Origin of the sequence: Azospirillum oleiclasticum (assembly GCF_013423485.1) — a bacterium.
Taxonomy (GTDB): Bacteria; Pseudomonadota; Alphaproteobacteria; order Azospirillales; family Azospirillaceae; genus Azospirillum; species Azospirillum oleiclasticum.
This window is the reverse complement of record NZ_JABFFR010000011.1, coordinates 135,150-154,614: the sequence shown is the minus strand read 5'-3', so window position 1 is coordinate 154,614 and position 19,465 is coordinate 135,150. Positions and strand designations below refer to the sequence as shown.

Below are 19,465 nucleotides of genomic sequence, written 5' to 3'. Positions count from 1 at the left end.
GCCCTGTGCGGCCGGCCCAGGGCTGGCGAACGCCGCAATCAACCGCTGAACGGAAAAAAAGGAGGGGAGGATGCGTCCAACTTCGACGCTTGCACGACTGACCGGCCACTGCCGGGTCGCCACAGCCGCGCTGGCCGCCATGCTGGCGCTGTCGGCGGTTCCGGCCGCGCGGGCCCAGACCATCGATCTGACGCTGGCGATGATCCCGGCCCCGGCCGACGCCTATTCCATCATCACCAACTCGGTGCCGGAGCGGATCGCCCGCGCGACCAACGGGCGGGTGAAGATCATCACCAGCGACAGCCTGGTGCCCGGCCCGCAGCTCGCCGCCGCCGTGCGCGACGGCCGCATCCCGATGGCGTCGACGCTGCACACCTATCTGGCGGCGGACGAGCCGCGCATGGGCATCTTCAACCTGCCGGGGCTGATCGAGGACTTCACGCAGTACACCTTCGTCTGCAACGCCTTCTGGTGCGGCGACGTGGCGAAGATCTGGGAGGAGAAGTACAACAGCATCGTCCTGGCCGAAGGCGCGTGGTGCACCCAGCAGCTCTATTCCAAGGAACCCATTCGCAAGCTGGAGGACTTCAAGAACAAGCGCCTGCGCGTCCACAACCCGCAGACCGCCGAACTGATGAACGCGCTGGGCGCCAAGCCGGTGCCGCTGCCCCTGACCGAGATCGTGCCGGCGCTCGAGCGCGGGGTGATCGACGGTCTCTTCACCTCCCTGTGCTACGGCCACGGGCAGGAATACTGGCGGCTGGCCAAGAACGTCCAGAATTGGGCGCTCGGGCCGATCAACGGCTGGGCCATCCTCGTCAACAAGGACGAATGGAACCGCATCCCGCCCGATCTCCGCGACGCCATCCGGGCCGAGATGCAGGCCCTGCAGAAGGACGCCGTCTACGGCTATTACGCCTACGTCCGCAAGGCGATGGCCGAGATGGAGGCGCAGGGCGTGAAGTTCTGGGTGGCCCCGCGGGAGGAGCGCAACCGCATCTTCGATCCCAAATACATCACGCCGGTCTACGACTCCTGGTACAAGCGCGCCAAGGAGGTGGGCTTCGACGGCCAAGCCTATGTCCAGCGCATCCGCGAGGTGCTGGGCAAGGACCTGGAACGCTGACCGCCGGGGGTTAACGCCCGGGCCGGCGTGTCGCGTATCACGGGCCAGCCGTCTGATATACTGTTGTCTCAAATGTGGTCCGGTGCGGACAGAGTGCGTGGGAGCCCGTGGGCGATGGCAAACGATCCGTTGAACGAAGCGAATTTCCGAGTGCGGCGGATCGCGGCTCCACTCCGTCACAGCGTTACGGACAGCATCCGCAACGCGCTGACGGTCGGCCGGTTCAAGGCGGGGCAACGGCTGCCCGAGCGGGATCTGTGCGAAATGACCGGGGTCAGCCGCACGTTGGTGCGGGAGGCGTTGCGCCAGCTGGAGTCGGAAGGGCTCATCGAGGTGCTTCCGCACCGCGGCCCGATCGTCGCCCGCATCTCGCCGGAACAGGCGGAGGGCATCTACCAGGTCCGGGTGGAGCTGGAAGGGCTCGCCTGCCAGCTCTTCGCCGAGAAGGCGACGGAGAGCCAGCGGGCAGCACTCGTCCAGGCCTTCGGGCGGGTGAAGGAGGCGTTCACGGACGGTGACCCGATCACCCGGCTCGACGCCAAGAACGCCTTCTACGCCTGCCTCATCGACGGGGCCGGCAACGAGGCGCTGGGCATGACGCTGCGACTCCTCAACTCGCGCGTCACCGTGCTCCGGGCGACCTCGATGCAGGCGCCCGGACGCACCAAGGAGAGCGTGGCCGAACTGTCCGAGCTGCTGGAACGGCTGCTCGCCCAGGACGGCCCCGGCGCCCGCGAGGCGGCGGCCCGCCACGTCCGCAAAGCCGCGGCGGCGGCCATCGCCCTGCTGCGCCAGGAGCTTCGGGCGGCCGAATAGCCGCTCCGCCGGACCCGATCCGTCCATCGAGCCTGACGCCCCGGCCGAGCCTCCGGGGTGGCGGGGCCGTGCGTCCCGCCCGGTGCTTTCCGTGAGCTCACCTCAAAACGGTTGGCCACACTGAGCATCTTGACAGTCGCGAATATTGAATGACAGTATGATCGTATGACAATCTGTCGCGGCGGACCGCTCCATGCGCCGCCGATGCGGGGCCACCGGCCCGCAAGCTGGGAAACAGCAACATGCGTCCAAAGACATGCGCCATGGTCACGGGCTCGACGGGCGGCCTCGGACTGGCGATCGCCATGCGGTTGGCCCAGGACGGTTGGAACATCGTCCTGACGGGGATCGACCGCACCGCCGAGGCGGAAGAGGCGCAGCGGCGCATGCGGGAGGAGTTCGGCGTGGACGCGCTGCTCCACACCGCCGATCTCGCCGATCCCGACGCCATCACCGGTCTAATGGGGGTGGCGGAGGAATCCTTCGGCGGCGTCGGAATCCTCGTGAACAATGCGGTGGTCCGGCATTTCGCCCCGGTCGAGGCCTTTCCGGTCGACCGCTGGGACCTTGCCCTTGCCGTCAACCTCTCCGCCGCCTTCCACGCCATCCGGCTGGCACTGCCGGGCATGCGGGCGCGGGGTTGGGGGCGGATCGTCAACGTGTCGTCGATCTACGGGCAGATCGGCGCGGTGAACCGGGTGGATTACGTCACCACCAAGACCGCACTTCTCGGCCTGACGCGGGCGGTGGCGCTGGAGACGGCGGACGCGGACATCACCTGCAACGCGGTGTGTCCGGGGACGTTGCCGACCCCGGCCATCCTGGACCGCATCGCCGGCCTCGCCGCGACGGAGGGGATTTCCAGCGAGGAGGCCACCCGCGCCTATCTGCGGGACCGGCAGCCGGGCGGACGCTTCATCGGGATGGAGACCGTCGCGTCGCTGGTCTCGTTCCTGTGCGGCCCCGGCGGCCGGGACATTTCCGGCGCGACGCTGCCGGTGGACCGCGGCTGGAGCGTGGCCTGAACGGCCACTGGCACGCGCGCACACGACAACAAGGCGGGCCGGTCATCAATGAACCGGCCCCGTACGGAGGAAGAGGGCGAACGGCATGTCCATGGATTCCCAGCATCTCGGCTTCGTCGGCGTCGGCCGCATGGGCGGGCCGATGGCGTCGCGCCTGATCGATGCCGGCCACACGCTGACGGTGTTCGACACCAATGGCCCGGCGATGGAGCCGCTGCTGGCGCGCGGGGCGCGACGCGCCTCATCTCCGGCGGAGGTGGCCGCCGCCGCCGCGGTGGTCTTCATCAGCCTGCCGACCCCCGACGTGGTGCGTTCGGTGGTGCTCGGCCCCGGCGGGATCGCGGAGGGCGGTGCCGTGCGCACGGTGATCGACCTGTCGACCACCGGCCCGAGCACCGCGACCGCCGTTGCCGCCGCGCTGTCCGAACGCGGCATCGCCTGGATCGATTCCCCCGTCAGCGGCGGTATCGCCGGGGCGACCGCCGGCACGCTGGCGGTGATCGTCTCCGGCCCCAAGGACAGCTACGAGGCGGTCGAGCCGCTGCTGCGAATCTTCGGGCGGCCGTTCTACACGGGCGAAAAGGCCGGGCTGGCGCAGGTGGCGAAGCTCGCCAACAACCTGCTGGCCGCCGCCGCCCTGGTGGTGTCGTCGGAAGCCGTGGTCATGGGTGTGAAAGCCGGGATCGATCCCAAGGTGCTGATCGACATCATCAACGCCGGCAGCGGCCGCAACAGCGCCACGCAGGACAAGTTTCCGCGCGCCATCCTGACGCGGACCTTCGATTTCGGCTTCGCCACCGGGCTTTCCTACAAGGACGTCCGCCTCTGCGTGGACGAGGCGGAGGCGATGGGCGTCCCGATGGTGGCGGGTTCGGCCGTGCGGCAGATGCTGGCGGTGACCAACGCGACCTTCGGAGCCGACTCCGACTTCACCCACATCGCGAAGGTGGTGGAGGCGTGGGCCGGGGTCGAGATCCGCGGCTGACGACACGGCACCCCGTCCGGGGCGCCAGACATACGAACGGGCGGGATACACGCCCGGCGGCACAGGGAGGATTTATGGACAAGGACACCCGCCGGTGGCCGTCGTGACCGGCCTGATCATGCTGGAGAACATCCTCCAGTCGCTGGCGGCCGGCCTGCTCATCGGGGCGATCTATGGCCTGATGTGCGTCGGCCTCGCCCTGATCTTCGGCGTCATGCGCGTCATCAACTTCGCCCAGGGCGATTTCATGATGCTCGGCATGTACGCGGCCTATTACGCCTTCGCCCTGTTCGGCGTACAGGCCCTGTTCGGCAGCACGATCGGCCCGTACGTCGCGGCACTGCTGGCCGCCCCGCTGCTGTTCGCCGTCGGCTACGGCGTCCACTGGGCGCTGGTCTCGCGGGTGACCGGCACGCGCACCGCCGGGCTCGACGGCGACGGCCACTACGCGCAGCTCATCCTCACCCTCGGCACGGCGCTCATCCTGCAGAACGGCGCGATGATCGTCTTCGGCTCCTACCCGGTGTCGGTGCAGACGCCGCTGTCCGTCTCCGCCTGGGAGGTCGGGCCGCTGTGGGACGATTACGTGTCGGTCTTCGTCAACAAGGCCCGCGGCATCGCGGCGCTGGTCTCCGTCGCGACCATCCTGCTGCTTGCCCGCCTGATCGCCTCCTCGCGGCTCGGCAAGGCGCTGCGCGCCTCGGCCGACAACCCGGAGGCGGCGACCTACATGGGCATCGACGTGCAGCGCTCGCACCGCGTCGCCTTCGCGCTCGGCACCGCCATCACCGCCGTCGCCGGCGCGCTGCTCGCCACCAACTACCCGTTCCATCCCTATGTCGGGCTGGAATACGTGATCGTCATGTACGCCGGCGTCGTCATGGGCGGCATGGGCAGCATCCTTGGCGCCTTCTGGGGCGGCATGACCATCGGCGTCGTCCAGCAGATGTCCACGCTGATCCTGCCGACGCAGCTCCAGAACACGGCGATCTTCGTGATTTTCCTGCTGATCGTGTTCCTGCGCCCGCAGGGCTTCTTCGGCCGCGTGGTGGAGAGGACATGACCATGCCCGTCCTCCGCTCCCTCGCCCCGGTCCTCGCCATCGCCGCCGTCTTCGGCCTGGTCGCGACGCTGCTCGACAACTCCTACCACCAGCTCATGCTGACGCTGGTCCTGGTGTGGGCCTGCCTCGGCCTGTCCTGGAACCTGCTGAGCGGTTACACCGGCCTCGTCTCCTTCGGGCACGCGGCCTTCTTCGGGCTCGGCGCCTACGGCACGGTGCTCGCCCACGTGCATCTCGGGCTGACGCCCTGGATCGGCATCCCGCTGTCGGGGGTGCTGGGCGCGGCGGCGGGGCTGCTGGTCGGGCTGCCGACCTTCCGCCTGCGCGGCCATTACTTCGCGCTGGCCATGCTCGCCTACCCGCTGGCGCTGCTCTACGTCTTCGAATGGCTGGGCCTGCAGGAGGTGTCGGTGCCGATGGAGCGCGAGGCACCGGCCGCCTACATGCAATTCCGCGACGGCCGGGTGTACGCGTGGCTGGCGCTGGGCCTGCTGATCGTCATCATCGCGGTGACGCGCTGGGTGGAGCGCACGCGCTTCGGCATGGCGCTGCTCGCCATCAAGCAGAACGAGGCCGCGGCGGAGGCGGCCGGGATCGACACGCTGGCGTGGAAGCTGCGGGCGATCACGCTGAGCGGCGCCATCGCCGGTGCCGTCGGCGGCTTCTACGCGGTGATCCTGCTGGTGGTCACGCCGGCCGCGGTGTTCGGCATGCTGGTGTCGGCGCAGGCGCTGACGGTGGCGATGTTCGGCGGGGTGGGCACCGTCTGGGGTCCGATCATCGGCGCCACGATCCTGATCCCGGTGAGCGAAACCCTGCACGCCGAACTCGGCGGCATGCTGCCCGGCATCCAGGGAGTCGTCTACGGCATCGCCATCGTCGCGGTCATCCTTGTGGCACCGGAGGGCATCTACTGGAAGCTCCGCGACCGCTTCGGCCGCCGCGCCAAGGCCGATGCCGCGGCGCGTACGGCCGCCGCGCCGCCGGTCCCCGTGGACGGCACCGTCCAGCGCCTGCCGGTGCGCCGCCCGCCGCCCGATACCGCGGTCGTGCTGGAGGTCCGCGGCGTGTCCAAGTCCTTCGGCGGGCTGCGGGCCGTGCGCGACGTCGGCTTCGAGGTGCGGCGCGGCGAAATCCTGGGGATCATCGGCCCCAACGGGGCGGGCAAGACGACGCTGTTCAACCTGCTGAACGGCTTCCTGACGCCCGACGCCGGGCGGGTCCTGGTGCACGGCGCCGATATGGCCGGCCGCAAGCCGCACGTGTTGTGCCGGGCCGGCATCGGCCGGACCTTCCAGGTGATGCGGCCCTTCGCCCGCATGACCGTGGCGGAGAACGTGGTGATCGGCGCCTACGTCCGCGCGGCCACCGACGGGGAGGCGCGGCGGCTGGCGGCGGACGCCATCGCGCGTGTCGGCCTTTCCGACGTCGCCGACCGGGTTGCGGGGGGGCTGACCACCAAGCAGCTCCGCCTGATGGAACTGGCCCGCGCGCTCGCCGGCAAGCCGGAGATCCTGCTGCTCGACGAGACGCTGGCGGGGCTGGGCCACGCCGACGTCGGCGACGTGATCGAGGTGGTCCGCCGGCTGGCCGACGAGGCGATGACCATCGTGATCATCGAACACACGATGCAGGCCATGGTCCGGCTGGTCGACCGCTTCGTCGTGCTGGACCACGGCGCGGTGCTGACCGAGGGGACCCCGGATTCCATCACCCGCAACGAGCGCGTCATCGAGGCGTATCTCGGCAAGAAATGGACCGCCCATGCTTAGGATCGCCCAGCTCAGCGCCGGCTATTCCGGCGTCCCGGTCCTGCACGACGTCTCGATCGAGGTCGAGGAGGGGCGCTTCGTCGCCATCGTCGGTCCCAACGGGGCCGGCAAGACGACGCTGTTCAAGACCATCTCCGGGACGGTGGCGCCGATGGCGGGGGCCATCACCTTCGGCGGGGTGGACCTGCTGGCGGTGCCGGCCCACCGGCGGCCCCACCTGGGCATCGCCCACGTCCCCGAGGGCCGGCAGGTCTTCCCGTCGCTCACCGTGATGGAGAACCTGGAGATGGGCGCCTACACCGAGGCGGGGCGCATCGCCTGGGCGGAGACGCTGGAACGCATTCTGGAATGGTTTCCGGTGCTGGGCGAACGGCGCGGCCAGCCGGCCGGCACGCTGTCCGGCGGCGAGCAGCAGATGGTCGCCATCGGCCGCGGCCTCGCGTCGGCCCCGAAGCTGCTGATGCTGGACGAACCCTCCATGGGGCTGGCGCCGGCCATCGCCGACTTCATCTTCGAGCGCCTCATCGAGATCCGCCGCCAGTCGCGGCTGACCATCCTGCTGGTCGAGCAGCGCGTGGCGGAGGCGCTGGAATCCGCCGACCACAGCTACGTGCTGGAGGCCGGGCGCGTGGTGCTGGAGGGCGACAACCAGGAACTGCGCGCCGACGACCGGGTCCGGCAGGCCTACCTCGGCATGTGAGGCCGCGGACGCTGCAACGAACCGAAGAACAAGGAGGAAACGACCATGGGACCACGGAAGACAGGGTTGGGGTTGAGCGGGCTCCTGCTGGCGGGCACCATCGCCATGGGCCTCACCGCGCCGCCGGTGTTGGCGCAGCAGCCGGCCGAGGTGAAGGTCGGGCTGCTGGTGCCGATGTCCGGCATCTACGCCCGCCCCGGCCAGGTCATGCGGATGGGTGCGGAGATGGCGGTCGACCACATCAACGCGCAGGGCGGCATCAAGGCGCTGGGCGGCGCCAAGCTGAAGCTGGTGGCGATCGATTCCGGCGACAGCACGGAGAAGGCGAAGAACGCCGCCCAGCGCATGGTGGCCGAGGAGAAGGACATGGTGGCGGCCAGTGCCGCCTATCTCAGCTCCTTCACGCTGGCGGTCACCGAGGTGACCGAGCGCGTGAACCTGCCGGTGCTCACACTCTCCTACTCCGACCTCATCACCGAGCGTGGCTTCAAGTACGTCTTCCAGACCTCCGCGACCGCCGCCTCGCAGGCCGAGCAGTCGCTGCCGGAGATCGTCAAGCTGGCGGAGAAGGCGTCGGGCAAGCGGCCGAAGTCGGTCGCCATCATCACCGACAACACCGCGGCGTCGGTCTCCTCGGTCAAGCCGATGAAGGAACGGCTGCTCAAGGAGCTGGGCATCGAGCTGGTGGTGGACGAGACCTTCACCCCGCCGCTGGCCGACGCCACCCCGCTGGTCCAGCGCGTGCGCTCCGCCCGCCCCGACCTGCTGTTCTTCCTGCCCACCGTGATCTCCGACGCCAAGCTGGTGCTGGAGAAGATGAACGAGTTCGGGCTGGGGCAGGGGCGGGTGCCCACCATCTCCTTCGGCATCGCCATCGCCGAGCCCGACCTGCTGAAGACCATGAGCCCGGCGCTGCTCGACGGGGTCATGACGGTGGTCGCCAACTGGGGCTCCAAGGGGCACGAGGCGCTGATGGCGGAGCTGAAGTCCCGCTACAACGAACCCTGGATGACCCAGAACGCCATCTCGACCTACGGCGACATGTGGATCATCAAGGAAGCGCTTGAAAAGGCCGGGAAGGCGGACCGCGAGGCGGTCGCCCAGACCCTGCGCGCCATGGACATGACCGGCGGCCCGACGGCCTATTTCCCCGGCGGCCGCATGCAGTTCGACGGCAAGGGGCGTCGCGTCGGCGCCGGCCTCACCATCGTCCAGTGGCAGAAGGGCACCCCGGTCACCGTCTACCCGTCGGAACTGGCCCTGTCGGAGCCGTTCTGGCCGAAGAAGTGACGGCGCTCTGCGGCCTTCGCCGCCGGTCGCCCCACACATGGTTCACCACCGTCCAAGCATCGTTCCAAAACCGGAGACCAATATGAGCAACGAAGTGTTCGACCGTGGCCTGGAGATCCGCAAGTCGGTCCTGGGCAAGGAATTTGTCGAAAAATCCTTTGCCTCCGCCGACGATTTCAACCGGCCGATGCAGGAACTGACCACGGAATATTGCTGGGGCTATGTGTGGGGCCGCGAGGAGCTGCCGCGCAAGACGCGCAGCATGCTGAACCTCGCGATGATCAGCGCGCTGAACCGGCCGCACGAGCTGCGCATGCACATCGCCGGTGCCCTGAGGAACGGCGTCACCAAGGAGGAGATCCGCGAGGTTTTCCTGCAGGTGGCCATCTACTGCGGGGTGCCCGCGGGCGTCGACTCCTTCCGCATCGCCCGCGAGGTCTTCGCCGAATTCGACAAGACCGCGTGACCATGACGGCTGGCGCCGGCGACGGCGCCAGCCGGCGGAAGGTCGAGGGGGAGGGGAAGCCGTGAACGACTACCAGATGCTGATCGATGGCGCGTGGGTCGACGCGACCGGGGGCGGCACCTTCGAATCCGAGAATCCCTATCTCGGGGCCGCGTGGGCACGGGTGCCGCGGGCGACACCGGAGGACGTGGACCGCGCTGTCCGGGCCGCCCGCCGGGCCTTCGTGTCGCCGGCGTGGCGTGGCCTGAGCGCCAGCGCCCGCGGCCTGCTGCTGCGCCGCTTCGCCGATCTGGTCGCGGAGGAGGCCGACCGTCTGGCCGAGCTGGAGACGCGGGACAACGGCAAGCTGATCACCGAGATGCGCGGCCAGCTCCGCTACGTGCCGCAATGGTTCCATTACTTCGGCGGGCTGGCGGACAAGATCGAGGGGCGCGTCATCCCCATCGACAAGCCCGGCGTCTTCAACTTCACGCGCGAGGAGCCGCTGGGGGTTGTGGCCGCCATCACGCCCTGGAACTCGCCGCTGATGCTGGCGACCTGGAAGCTTGCACCGGCACTGGCCGCGGGCAACACCATCGTGTGGAAGCCGTCGGAGTTCTCCTCCGTGTCGGCGCTGGAGTTCGGGCGGCTGTTCGAGAAGGCGGGCTTTCCGCCCGGCGTCGTCAACATCGTCACCGGCTTCGGCAACGAGATCGGCGGCGCCTTGGTCGAGCATCCCGCGGTCGCCAAGGTCGCCTTCACCGGCGGCGACCGCACCGGGCAGAGCGTCTATGAGCTGGCCGCCCGCTCGATCAAGCCGGTGACGCTGGAGCTGGGCGGCAAGTCGGCGAACATCGTCTTCGAGGACGCGGTGATCGACGACGCGGTCAAGGGCGTGGTCTCCGGCATCTTCGCGGCGACCGGCCAGACCTGCATCGCCGGGTCGCGCGCCCTGGTCCACGCCTCGGTCTACGACCGCTTCATGGAGCGCCTTCTGGACCTTGCCCGCACCGCGCGGATGGGCGACCCGGCGGAGGAGACGACGCAGGTCGGCCCGGTGACCACGCGGCCGCAGTACCAGAAGGTGCTCGACTACATCCGCATCGCCAAGGAGGAGGGGGCCCGCTGCGTGCTGGGCGGAGGACCCGCCAGCCGGCCGGAGTGCGGCTCCGGCTGGTTCGTGGAGCCCACCATCTTCACCGACGTGCGCCCCGACATGCGCATCGCGCAGGAGGAGGTGTTCGGCCCCGTCCTCTCCGTCATCCGCTTCGACAGCGACGACGAGGCGGTGGAGATCGCCAACGGGACGATGTTCGGGCTGGCCGCCGGCGTGTGGACGCAGAGCATCAACCGCGCGCTGTCCATGTCGCAGCGGCTGGAGGCCGGCACCGTGTGGGTCAACACCTACCGGGCCGTCAGCTACATGTCGCCCTTCGGCGGCTACAAGCGCTCCGGGATCGGCCGGGAAAGCGGGCTGACCGCGATCCGTGAATACCTGCAGGAGAAAAGCGTGTGGATCGACACCAGCGGCAACGTGCCGAACCCCTTCGTCATGCGCTGAACGGCGCCCGCCGGGCGGGCGCCGTGGCGGTGCGTTCACCAGCGGTTCAACGGCAGCACGGTGATTTCGGCGATCTGGACATGGGGCGGCTGGTCGAGCGCGAACAGGATGCAGCGGGCCACATCGGCGGGGTCGAGCGCCATGCGGAACTGCTCGAAATAGGCCCGGGTCTGTTCCTCGTCGCCGCGGTAGCGGCGGGAGATGATGCCGGTGCGGGTGAGGCCCGGAAGGACCTCGGTCACCCGCACCGCGGTCTCCGCCAGCTCGCCGCGGATGGTTTCGGTGAACATGCGGACGCCGGCCTTGCTGGCGGAATAGGGTGCCATGTCCGGCACGATCCGCACCGCGTTGATGGAGCTCATGTTGACGATGTGCCCCTTGTCGCGGGCGACCATGCTGGGCAGCACCGCGCGGGTCACCCGCATCAGACCCATCAGGTTGGTGCGGATGATGTTCGACCAGTCGTCCGCCGACCCGAGGTCGAAGCGCTTGCGGCCGCCGATGTCGTGCCCGGCGTTGTTGATCAGCGTGTCGATCGGCCGGAACCCGTCGGGCAGGGCATCGACGCACGCATCGACGGCCCTGTCGTCGGTGATATCGAGCACCAGCGCTACGGCGCGGTCGCCGAGTCGGGCGGCGAGATCCCGGACCGCCGCCTCCTCGCGGTCGGCCAGAACGACCTTCCGCCCGCTCGCCACCAGCGCCTCCGCGATGGCGGTTCCCATGCCCCCGGCGGCGCCGGTGAGCAGCACGACTTCAGGCTGTGCAGTATCACTCATGTTCCTTGCCTCCAATCAACACGAAAGAAGAAGTTCGCGACAAGATTACATTACACCAAGTCTCCATGGCATGTCTTGCCTAACCTTAAAGACATGTCTATAATAATGAGCAAACACACGGGCCGTTATCCTGGTCTGTGAAGGGAATTGGTTGTAGTATTTATTATTAAATGAGGTCGTCTTGCACAGGTGACGGGATTTCATAACCGGCGACGAAGGTCGACGGTGAGTCGAGTTCCACCGTGGTGGCCGTCACCTGATGCCGGTCGCCGCGTCCAAACAAGGACAAGGGGAGGAAACCATGGACAAGCGTTCCGACCACCGCGGCCCGCGGCTTCTGCGGCCGACCCGCCGTGCCGCCCTGCAACTTGGCGGCGCGGCGGTGGCCATGCCGTTCATCGCCCGGCTCGCCTACGCGCAGAAGGGGCCGGTCAACGTCGGTGTCGTGCTGCCGCTCTCGGGCGCAAACGCGCAGTTCGGCGTGAATTCCCTGCGCGGAATCGAGCTGGCCGCCGAACAGATCAACAAGGCGGGAGGCATCAAGGCGCTGGGTGGGGCGCCCATCAACCTGGTGGTGGCCGACTCCACCTCGACCCCGACCACCGCCGCCACCGTCGGGCAGCGGCTGATCACCCAGAACAGCGTGGTGGCGATCCTCGGCGCCTACGCCTCCTCGCTCAGCATCGCGTTGTCGGAAGTGACGGAGCGCCGCGACATTCCGCTGCTGACCATGTCCTTCTCGGACCAGATCACCAGCCGCGGCTTCAAGAACATCTTCCAGGTGGTCGCCAAGGCATCCACCCTCGGCCGCGCCCAGCTCACCGAGACGGCCGAGATCGCCAAGGACGCCGGCCAGACGCTCCAGCGCGTCGCCATCATGTACGAGGACACCGCCTACGGGACCTCGCAGGCGGCGGGCATTCGCGAGACGGCCAAGCAGACCGGAATCACCATCGTGATGGACGAGGCCTACCCGCTCGGCATCACCGACGTCACGCCGCTGATCAACAAGCTGCGCGGGGCCGACGCGCAGGCCGTGTTCCCCGCCTCCTACCTGAACGACGGGCTGCAGATCATCCGCTCGATGCGCCAGCAGCGCATCGGCATCCCGGTGATCGGCGGGGCCGGCGGCTACATCATCCCGGACTTCAAGCAGGGCCTCGGCGAGTTCGCGGAGGGCGTGCTCTCCATCGCCCCGGGCAGCCACGACCTCGCCCCGGAGCTCACGGCCGAGTTCCGGCAGCGCCACGGCTACTTCATGACCCACGAGGCGCTGGAACACGCGGTCTGCCTGTCGGTGCTGGTCCAGGCGATCGAGACGAGCGGGAAGGCCGACCCGGCCGCCATCCGCGACACCCTCCACACCACCCGCTTCGACCAGGGTTGGGCGAAGGCGATGACCGGCGGGGCCGTCAAGTTCGACCAGACCGGCCTCAACACCCTGTCCGAGCCCCTGATGGTGCAATGGCAGGGCGACGACCTCGTCACCGTCGGCCCGTCCAAGTACGCGAAGAAGAAGCCGATCTGGACGGCCTGAGATCACGGGCACTGCTCGCTTCGGGAGAATGATCGTGGTCGTCATCCAGGCACTTGTCGACGGGATTCTGATCGGTGGCGTGTACGCGGTCGTGTCGATCGGGCTGACCCTGGTGTTCGGCGTGATGGGCATCGTGAACTTCGCGCAGGCGGAGTTCCTGATGCTGGGCATGTTCGTGGGGTATCTGGCCTGGGCGTGGCTTGGGCTCGATCCGCTGATCGGCTCCGTGATCGCCTTCGCGGTGGTGTTCGCGCTCGGCTGCGTGGTGCAGCACACGCTGATCCGGCGCGTGCTGCGGGCACCACCGGTGGCGCAGATCTTCCTGACCGTCGGCCTGCTGATCGTCATCGAGAACGCGGCTCTGCTCGGCTTCGGCTCGCAGTTCCGCTCGGTCACCACCCCTTACCAGACCTCCGCCCTGCGGCTGGGGGATCTCTTCATCAGCGTGCCGTATCTGGCGGCCTTCCTGATGTCCGTGGTGTCCGGCCTCGCCCTCTGGCTCTTCATGAACCGGAGCTGGTACGGCCGCGCCATGCGGGCGACGGCGCAGGACGGCATGGCCGCCAGCCTGATGGGCATCGACGCCGACCGCATGCGGCGCATCGCCTTCGGGCTCGGGGTCGGGCTCACCGCCTTCGGCGGGGCGGTGATCCTGCCCTACTTCACGGTGCACCCCACGGTCGGCGCGCAGTTCGTGGTGCTGATGTTCACCGTGGTGGTGCTGGGCGGGCTGGGCAGCGTGGCGGGGGCCATCGTCGGCGGGCAGGCGGTGGGGATCATCCAGTCGCTGTCCGCCATGGCCTTCCCGGTGCAGCTCCAGAACCTCGTCCTGTTCCTCGTCTTCATCACGGTTCTGGCGCTGCGCCCGCAGGGCCTCGTCGGGGGCGCCCGATGAGGCCGTCCCTCGTCCTCGCGGCCGTGGCGCTAACGGTGGCGGCGCTGCTGCCGCTCACCCTCGACCCGGCCGGCTATCTGATCCGGGTGCTCACCGTGACGCTGCTGTTCGCGGCGATGAGCCAGGCGTGGAACATCGTCGGCGGCCTCGCCAACCAGATGTCGCTGGGTCACGCCGCCTTCTTCGGCATCGGCGCCTACACCTCCACCATCCTGCTGGTCAATTACGGCCTGTCGCCCTGGATCGGCATGCTGGCCGGGGCGGCGCTGGGTGCCGCCTTCGCGGCGCTGGTCAGCGTGCCCACCATGGGGCTGCGCGGCCATTACTTCGCGCTGGCGACGCTGGCCTTCGGCGAGGTGATGCGGGTGATCGCCAACTCCTGGCCGTCGCTCACCGGTGGGCCGGCGGGCATCTCCGTCCCCTTCGCCCCCGACAGCCTGCTGATGCTGCAGTTCAAGAGCACGCTGCCCTATTACTACCTGATGCTGGCCGCGCTGGTGCTGGTGACCGCGGTGTTCGTCGTCACCAAGGCCGGGGCGCTCGGATACCGGCTGCGCGCGGTGAAGGAGAACCCCGACGCGGCCGAGGTGGTGGGCGTCGATACCGCGCGCGTCAAGACAATCGCCGCGGTCATGTCCGGCGGGATCATGGCGGCGCTTGGCACCGCCTACGCCCAGTTCACCTTCTTCTTCGACCCGGAAACGGTGTTCGGGCTGGGGCCCATCTCCATCCGGGTGGCGCTGATCGCCATCCTCGGCGGCATCGGCACGGCGGCCGGCCCGATCGTCGGCGCCTTCGTCATCATCCCGTTGGAGGAGCTGGCGAACAGCTGGCTGTCGGCGGGCACCGCCGGGCTGTCGCAGCTCGTCTACGGCATCCTCCTCATGCTGATCATCCTGGTGCAGCCGCGCGGGCTGGTGGCGCCGGTGGAGGCGCTGGCGGCCCGGTGGCGGACGAGGAGGGCGCGATGACCGACGCCGTCCTCGCCGTCGCCAACCTGTCCAAGCAGTTCGGCGGCCTGCAGGCCCTGCGCGACGTCAGCTTCACCGTGGCGGCCGGGGAGATCCTGGGGCTGATCGGCCCCAACGGGGCCGGCAAGACCACCCTGTTCAACACGCTGGTCGGCATCCACAAGGTCAGCGCCGGCTCCATCCGCCTGGAGGGGCGGGAGATCGCGGGGCGCAAGCCGCACCGCATCGCCGCCCTGGGCCTGACCAAGACCTTCCAGAACGTCGCGCTCTTCATGGACATGAGCGTGCTCGACAACGTGCTGGTGGGCGCGCTGCTGCGCCAGGACCTGCGGTCGGCGCGCGTCACGGCCGCCGCCTGCCTGGACCGCGTCGGGCTGGGTGCCGTGCTCCACAAGCGGGCCGGCGACCTGTCCTTTCCCGAACGGGCGCGGGTGGAGCTGGCCCGCGCGCTCGCCACCGGTCCCCGGGTGATCCTGCTGGACGAGGTGATGGCGGCGCTGAACGCCGTGGAGATGGACGCGATCATGGGCCTGATCCGCTCGCTGCGGGCGGACGGGCTGACCATCATCGTGGTGGAGCACCACATGCGCGCGATCATGACGTTGTGCGACCGCATCGTCGTGCTGAACTTCGGGCAGAAGATCGCCGAGGGCAGCCCGGCCGCCATCGCCCGCGACCCGCAGGTGGTCCGTGCCTATCTCGGCCGCGAGTACCAGGCATGAGCGCGCCCGTCGCGACATCCCCGGGGACGGAGCCGCTGCTGTCCGTGGAGGAGCTGCACGCCGGCTACGACGCGGCCGACGTGCTGCACGGGGTCTCCGTCACCGTCGGCATGGGCGAGTTCGTGTGCGTGCTGGGCGCCAACACCGCCGGCAAGAGCACGCTGCTGCGCAGCGTCTCCCGCCTCGTGCCCCGCTCGCGCGGGCGCATCCGGTTCGCGGGCACCGACCTGATGGCGCTGCCGTCCCACGCGGTGCCGGGGCTCGGCATCGCCCATGTGCCGGAGGGGCGCCACGTCTTCCCCGACATGACGGTGGAGGAGAACCTCCGGCTCGGCGCCTTCGCGGTCCGCCACGACCCGGCGATCTCCGGGCGGTTCGACGGTGTGCTGCGGCTGTTTCCGCGGCTGGCGGAGCGACGGCGCCAGCGCGCCGGCACCCTGTCGGGCGGTGAGCAGCAGATGGTCGCGGTCGGCCGCGCGCTGATGCTGGGCCCGCGGCTGCTCATCCTCGACGAGCCGAGCCACGGTCTGGCGCCGATCGTGGTGGACGAGCTGCACCGGGCCTTCCTCGACATCCACGCCGGCGGGACCGCGATCCTGCTGGTGGAGCAGAACACCGCGCTGGCGCTGTCGGTGGCGTCGCGCGGCTACGTGCTGGAATCCGGACGGGTCGTCCTCGCCGACACGGCGGACGCACTCGCCGACAACCCGAGGGTCCGCGAGGCGTACCTCGGCATCTGACACCAAGGACGTCCGGGACGATGGACGTCGGCAGGAGGGAGACAATGGGACAGTTCCCGGATCCGACCTGGATGGCGGGGTTCCGCGACCGGGTCAACGGCGACCCCGAGCTGGCCGTGATCGGTCGATGGTTCACCACCGACTTCGCCGTCAGCTTCGGCGACACGCGCTACGTCCTGCATGTCCGCGAGGGGCGGATCGCCGACCTGACCGTCAACCCGCGCTTCGACGTGCGGTCGCGGTTCGGCCTGCGCGCACCGCTGGAGGTGTGGCGGCGCTTCCTCCAGCCGAACCCGCCGCCGCTCTTCCACGACGTCTTCGCCATGCTGATGCGGGTGCCGGAGTTCGTGCTGGACGGCGACACGCTGGTGGCGATGCAGAACGCCCGGGCTCTGCACCGCATGATGAACCTGATGCAGGGGATGGGAGAGACGCATGCCTGAGTTCGAGCCCATCGTCGGCCGCTACCTGACCGTCCCGATCGACGGCATAGACCACCGCGTCTATGTGGAGGAGGCGGGGCAGGGCATCCCGCTGCTGTGCCTGCACACCGCCGGGGCGGACAGCCGCCAGTACCGCCACCTGCTCAACGACCCGGAGGTCACCGACCGCTTCCGCGTGGTCGCCTTCGACATGCCGTGGCATGGCCGGTCCGACCCGCCGCCGGGCTGGTGGCTCACCCGCTACGAGCTGACGACCGAGCAGTATCTGTCGATCATCCGCGCCGTCTGGCGGACGCTCGGGCTGGAGCGGCCGGTGGTGATGGGCTGCTCGATGGGAGGTGCCATCGTCCTGCGGGTCGCCAGCGACCATCAGGGGGAGATCCGCGGCATCATCGGGCTGGAGAGCGGCGCCTACGCCCCCGGCCGCTACAACGAGTTCCTGCACCACCCGGCGGTGCATGGCGGGGAGCTGGTGGCGACCTACACCTTCGGCCTCAACGCACCCATGAGCCCGGAGGAGGGGAGACGGGCCAACTGGTGGTATTACAGCCAGTCCGGCCCCGGCGTGTACCGCGGCGACGTCATGTTCTACAGCTTCGACTGGGACGCCCGCGAGCACGTCAAGACCATCGACACCGGCCGTTGCAAGGTCAGCCTGCTGACCGGCGCCTACGACTATTCCTGCACGCCCGCCATGACCCGCGCGGTGGCGGACGCCATCCCCGGCTGCCGCTACACGGAGATGCCCGACATCGGCCATTTCCCGATGATCGAGAACTACCCGCTGTTCCGCACGCACCTGCTGCCGGAACTGGCGGTCATGGCGGCCGACTGATCACACAGACAAGAATCCGAGGAGGACGGAGACCCACATGGCGGAAACACTTGGTTTCATCGGGCTGGGCAACATGGGTGCCCCGATGGCCGGCCGGCTGATCGACGCCGGCTACGAGCTGGTCGTGCACGACGCCCGGGCGGAGGCGGTCGCGGCCTTCGAGGCGCGGGGCGCCCGGCGGGCCGGCTCCCCGGCGGAGGTGGGAGCGGCGGCCTCCGTCGTCCTGATCAGCCTGCCGACACCGGCGATCGTCGAAGCCGTCGTCCTCGGAGAGGGCGGGCTGGTCGAGGGAACGGCGGTCCGGACGGTGGTGGACCTGTCGACCACCGGCCCCCGGATGGCGGCGAAGATCGGTGCGGCGCTGGGCGAACGCGGCATGGTCTGGGTCGACAGCCCCGTCAGCGGTGGTGCCGGCGGTGCGAAGGCCGGCACCCTGGCCGTCATGGTCGCCGGTCCGCCGGAGACCTGCGACCAGGTGATCCCGGTCCTCAAGGTCATCGGGAAGATCTTCCGGGTCGGCGAGCGGGCCGGCATGGGCCAGACCATGAAGCTGGTCAACAACCTGCTGTCCGCCGCCTCCATGGCGATCTCCGCCGAGGCGGTGGTGATGGGCGTCAAGGCCGGGCTCGATCCCGACACGGTGATCGACGTGGTCAACGCCGGCAGCGGCCGCAGCAGCTCCACGCTGGACAAGTTCCCCCGCTCGATCCTGCCGCGGACCTTCGATTACGGCTTCGCCACGGGGCTGATGTACAAGGACGTCAAGCTCTGCCTGGACGAGGCGGAGGCCATGGGCCTGTCGCTGTGGACCGCCAACGCGGTGCGGCAGGTGTGGTTCCAGGCTCTGAACGAGCTCGGCGCCGACAGCGACTTCACCAAGCTCATCCAGGTCGCCGAACGCGCCGCCGCCGTCGAGGTGCGCGGCAAGGCCGCCAAATAGCGAGACGCCCCATGCCCGACCTGCAGCCTTACGAGGTCTACGCGGTGCGCTACGCGCACAACCCTGCGGCGACCGCCTCCCACAACTTCGTCGGCGGCGACCCGCACGACGCCCCCATGCCGCTGGATTATTTCGTCTGGGCCCTGAAGGGGCCGGACCGCACCTTCATCATTGACACCGGCTTCGACGAGCCGATGGCGCGCAAGCGCAAGCGCGACTTCTTCCGCTGCCCGGGCGAGGGGCTGAAGACCATCGGCATCGACCCGGACAGCGTGCGCGACGTCATCCTGACGCACATGCACTACGACCACTGCGGCAATTACGACCTCTTCCCCAACGCCCGCTTCCATCTTCAGGACGAGGAGATGGCCTATTGCACCGGGCGCTGCATGTGCCACGGCGCGCTCCGCATGCCCTTCGAGGTGGAGGACGTGGTGGCCATGGTGCGCAAGGTGTTCGACGGCCGCGTCGCCTTCCACACGGGCGCCGCGGAGATAGCACCAGGGGTGTCCGTCCATCACGTCGGCGGCCACAGCAAGGGCCTCCAGGTCGTCCGCGTCTGGACCCGGCGCGGCTGGCTGGTGGTGGCGTCGGACGCCAGCCACTTCTACGCCAACATGGAGCAGGGTCGGGCCTTCCCGATCCTCTACAGCCTGGGCGACACGCTGGAGGGGTACGACACCCTGCGGGCGCTGGCGAGCGAGCGCTCCACCATCATCCCCGGCCACGACCCCCTGGTGCTGAAACGCTACCCGGCCCCGGCGCCGGGGCTCGAAGGGGTGGTGGTGCGGCTCGACGCCGACCCCATCGACGCATGAAC

General features: G+C 69.1%; 20 protein-coding genes. 19 read left to right on the top strand and 1 reads right to left on the bottom strand.

Annotation, left to right across the window (positions count from 1 at the left end; translation table 11 throughout):
• Positions 1–70 precede the first annotated feature (70 nt).
• The 10 genes from dctP (at position 71) to HL658_RS14535 (ending at position 10,783) form a co-directional block, all read left to right on the top strand.
• A complete protein-coding gene (gene dctP, locus HL658_RS14580; protein WP_211109740.1) occupies positions 71–1,126 on the top strand; it encodes a TRAP transporter substrate-binding protein DctP in 1,056 nt (351 codons plus the stop codon).
• A gap of 114 nt (positions 1,127–1,240) precedes the next feature.
• Positions 1,241–1,942, top strand: coding sequence for a GntR family transcriptional regulator (locus tag HL658_RS14575; RefSeq protein ID WP_180282817.1), 702 nt, complete (start codon positions 1,241–1,243; stop codon positions 1,940–1,942).
• 242 nt (positions 1,943–2,184) lie between these two features.
• A complete protein-coding gene (locus HL658_RS14570) occupies positions 2,185–2,967 on the top strand; it encodes an SDR family oxidoreductase (protein ID WP_180282816.1) in 783 nt (260 codons plus the stop codon).
• A gap of 85 nt (positions 2,968–3,052) precedes the next feature.
• Complete coding sequence (locus HL658_RS14565; protein WP_211109739.1) at positions 3,053–3,952, top strand: NAD(P)-dependent oxidoreductase; 900 nt, start codon at positions 3,053–3,055, stop codon at positions 3,950–3,952.
• A 94-nt stretch (positions 3,953–4,046) separates the two neighbouring features.
• A complete protein-coding gene (locus HL658_RS14560) occupies positions 4,047–5,015 on the top strand; it encodes a branched-chain amino acid ABC transporter permease (protein WP_343055109.1) in 969 nt (322 codons plus the stop codon).
• The gene (locus HL658_RS14555; RefSeq protein WP_180282815.1) at positions 5,012–6,787 is read left to right on the top strand and encodes a branched-chain amino acid ABC transporter ATP-binding protein/permease; all 1,776 of its coding nucleotides are present in this window, start codon (positions 5,012–5,014) and stop codon (positions 6,785–6,787) included. Before HL658_RS14560 ends, HL658_RS14555 begins: the two co-directional genes overlap by 4 nt.
• Entirely contained in the window at positions 6,780–7,487 is a 708-nt protein-coding gene (locus HL658_RS14550; protein ID WP_180282814.1) for an ABC transporter ATP-binding protein, read from the top strand. The genes HL658_RS14555 and HL658_RS14550 overlap by 8 nt, the downstream gene beginning before the upstream one ends.
• Positions 7,488–7,532: 45 nt before the next feature.
• Positions 7,533–8,777, top strand: coding sequence for an ABC transporter substrate-binding protein (locus HL658_RS14545; protein ID WP_180282813.1), 1,245 nt, complete (start codon positions 7,533–7,535; stop codon positions 8,775–8,777).
• Between the two features lie 82 nt (positions 8,778–8,859).
• Positions 8,860–9,243 (top strand): carboxymuconolactone decarboxylase family protein, encoded by a 384-nt coding sequence (locus HL658_RS14540; RefSeq protein WP_180282812.1) that lies wholly within the window; start codon positions 8,860–8,862, stop codon positions 9,241–9,243.
• Positions 9,244–9,304: 61 nt separating this feature from the next.
• On the top strand, positions 9,305–10,783 hold the full coding sequence (locus tag HL658_RS14535; RefSeq protein ID WP_180282811.1) for an aldehyde dehydrogenase family protein: 1,479 nt from the start codon (positions 9,305–9,307) through the stop codon (positions 10,781–10,783).
• Between the two features lie 35 nt (positions 10,784–10,818).
• On the opposite strand, the gene HL658_RS14530 is transcribed toward HL658_RS14535, so the two are convergent.
• Positions 10,819–11,562, bottom strand: coding sequence for an SDR family oxidoreductase (locus HL658_RS14530; RefSeq protein ID WP_180282810.1), 744 nt, complete (start codon positions 11,560–11,562; stop codon positions 10,819–10,821).
• Positions 11,563–11,863: 301 nt separating this feature from the next.
• Between HL658_RS14530 and HL658_RS14525 the strand changes: the two genes are divergently transcribed.
• The 9 genes from HL658_RS14525 to HL658_RS14485 are packed head-to-tail and all read left to right on the top strand — an operon-like array spanning position 11,864 to position 19,463.
• Positions 11,864–13,099 (top strand): ABC transporter substrate-binding protein, encoded by a 1,236-nt coding sequence (locus tag HL658_RS14525; protein ID WP_211109738.1) that lies wholly within the window; start codon positions 11,864–11,866, stop codon positions 13,097–13,099.
• A 34-nt stretch (positions 13,100–13,133) separates the two neighbouring features.
• Complete coding sequence (locus HL658_RS14520) at positions 13,134–13,994, top strand: ABC transporter permease subunit (RefSeq protein ID WP_180282809.1); 861 nt, start codon at positions 13,134–13,136, stop codon at positions 13,992–13,994.
• On the top strand, positions 13,991–14,965 hold the full coding sequence (locus HL658_RS14515; RefSeq protein WP_180282808.1) for a branched-chain amino acid ABC transporter permease: 975 nt from the start codon (positions 13,991–13,993) through the stop codon (positions 14,963–14,965). Before HL658_RS14520 ends, HL658_RS14515 begins: the two co-directional genes overlap by 4 nt.
• On the top strand, positions 14,962–15,687 hold the full coding sequence (locus HL658_RS14510) for an ABC transporter ATP-binding protein (RefSeq protein ID WP_180282807.1): 726 nt from the start codon (positions 14,962–14,964) through the stop codon (positions 15,685–15,687). The genes HL658_RS14515 and HL658_RS14510 overlap by 4 nt, the downstream gene beginning before the upstream one ends.
• Complete coding sequence (locus HL658_RS14505) at positions 15,684–16,427, top strand: ABC transporter ATP-binding protein (protein ID WP_180282806.1); 744 nt, start codon at positions 15,684–15,686, stop codon at positions 16,425–16,427. Before HL658_RS14510 ends, HL658_RS14505 begins: the two co-directional genes overlap by 4 nt.
• A gap of 44 nt (positions 16,428–16,471) precedes the next feature.
• Positions 16,472–16,870 carry a hypothetical protein gene (locus HL658_RS14500; protein WP_180282805.1) on the top strand — a complete coding sequence of 133 codons (399 nt, stop codon included), beginning with the start codon at positions 16,472–16,474 and terminating at the stop codon, positions 16,868–16,870.
• Complete coding sequence (locus HL658_RS14495) at positions 16,863–17,705, top strand: alpha/beta fold hydrolase (protein WP_180282804.1); 843 nt, start codon at positions 16,863–16,865, stop codon at positions 17,703–17,705. Before HL658_RS14500 ends, HL658_RS14495 begins: the two co-directional genes overlap by 8 nt.
• 37 nt (positions 17,706–17,742) lie before the next feature.
• Positions 17,743–18,645 carry an NAD(P)-dependent oxidoreductase gene (locus HL658_RS14490; RefSeq protein ID WP_180282803.1) on the top strand — a complete coding sequence of 301 codons (903 nt, stop codon included), beginning with the start codon at positions 17,743–17,745 and terminating at the stop codon, positions 18,643–18,645.
• Between the two features lie 11 nt (positions 18,646–18,656).
• Entirely contained in the window at positions 18,657–19,463 is an 807-nt protein-coding gene (locus HL658_RS14485) for an N-acyl homoserine lactonase family protein (RefSeq protein WP_180282802.1), read from the top strand.
• The last annotated feature ends 2 nt before the right edge of the window (positions 19,464–19,465 follow it).

Coding starts and splice junctions, on each gene's coding strand:
- dctP (WP_211109740.1), top strand. CDS start 71: ATGCGTCCAACTTCGACGCTTGCACGACTGACCGGCCACTGCCGGGTC.
- HL658_RS14575 (WP_180282817.1), top strand. CDS start 1,241: ATGGCAAACGATCCGTTGAACGAAGCGAATTTCCGAGTGCGGCGGATC.
- HL658_RS14570 (WP_180282816.1), top strand. CDS start 2,185: ATGCGTCCAAAGACATGCGCCATGGTCACGGGCTCGACGGGCGGCCTC.
- HL658_RS14565 (WP_211109739.1), top strand. CDS start 3,053: ATGTCCATGGATTCCCAGCATCTCGGCTTCGTCGGCGTCGGCCGCATG.
- HL658_RS14555 (WP_180282815.1), top strand. CDS start 5,012: ATGACCATGCCCGTCCTCCGCTCCCTCGCCCCGGTCCTCGCCATCGCC.
- HL658_RS14550 (WP_180282814.1), top strand. CDS start 6,780: ATGCTTAGGATCGCCCAGCTCAGCGCCGGCTATTCCGGCGTCCCGGTC.
- HL658_RS14545 (WP_180282813.1), top strand. CDS start 7,533: ATGGGACCACGGAAGACAGGGTTGGGGTTGAGCGGGCTCCTGCTGGCG.
- HL658_RS14540 (WP_180282812.1), top strand. CDS start 8,860: ATGAGCAACGAAGTGTTCGACCGTGGCCTGGAGATCCGCAAGTCGGTC.
- HL658_RS14530 (WP_180282810.1), bottom strand. CDS start 11,562: ATGAGTGATACTGCACAGCCTGAAGTCGTGCTGCTCACCGGCGCCGCC.
- HL658_RS14525 (WP_211109738.1), top strand. CDS start 11,864: ATGGACAAGCGTTCCGACCACCGCGGCCCGCGGCTTCTGCGGCCGACC.
- HL658_RS14515 (WP_180282808.1), top strand. CDS start 13,991: ATGAGGCCGTCCCTCGTCCTCGCGGCCGTGGCGCTAACGGTGGCGGCG.
- HL658_RS14510 (WP_180282807.1), top strand. CDS start 14,962: ATGACCGACGCCGTCCTCGCCGTCGCCAACCTGTCCAAGCAGTTCGGC.
- HL658_RS14505 (WP_180282806.1), top strand. CDS start 15,684: ATGAGCGCGCCCGTCGCGACATCCCCGGGGACGGAGCCGCTGCTGTCC.
- HL658_RS14500 (WP_180282805.1), top strand. CDS start 16,472: ATGGGACAGTTCCCGGATCCGACCTGGATGGCGGGGTTCCGCGACCGG.
- HL658_RS14495 (WP_180282804.1), top strand. CDS start 16,863: ATGCCTGAGTTCGAGCCCATCGTCGGCCGCTACCTGACCGTCCCGATC.
- HL658_RS14490 (WP_180282803.1), top strand. CDS start 17,743: ATGGCGGAAACACTTGGTTTCATCGGGCTGGGCAACATGGGTGCCCCG.
- HL658_RS14485 (WP_180282802.1), top strand. CDS start 18,657: ATGCCCGACCTGCAGCCTTACGAGGTCTACGCGGTGCGCTACGCGCAC.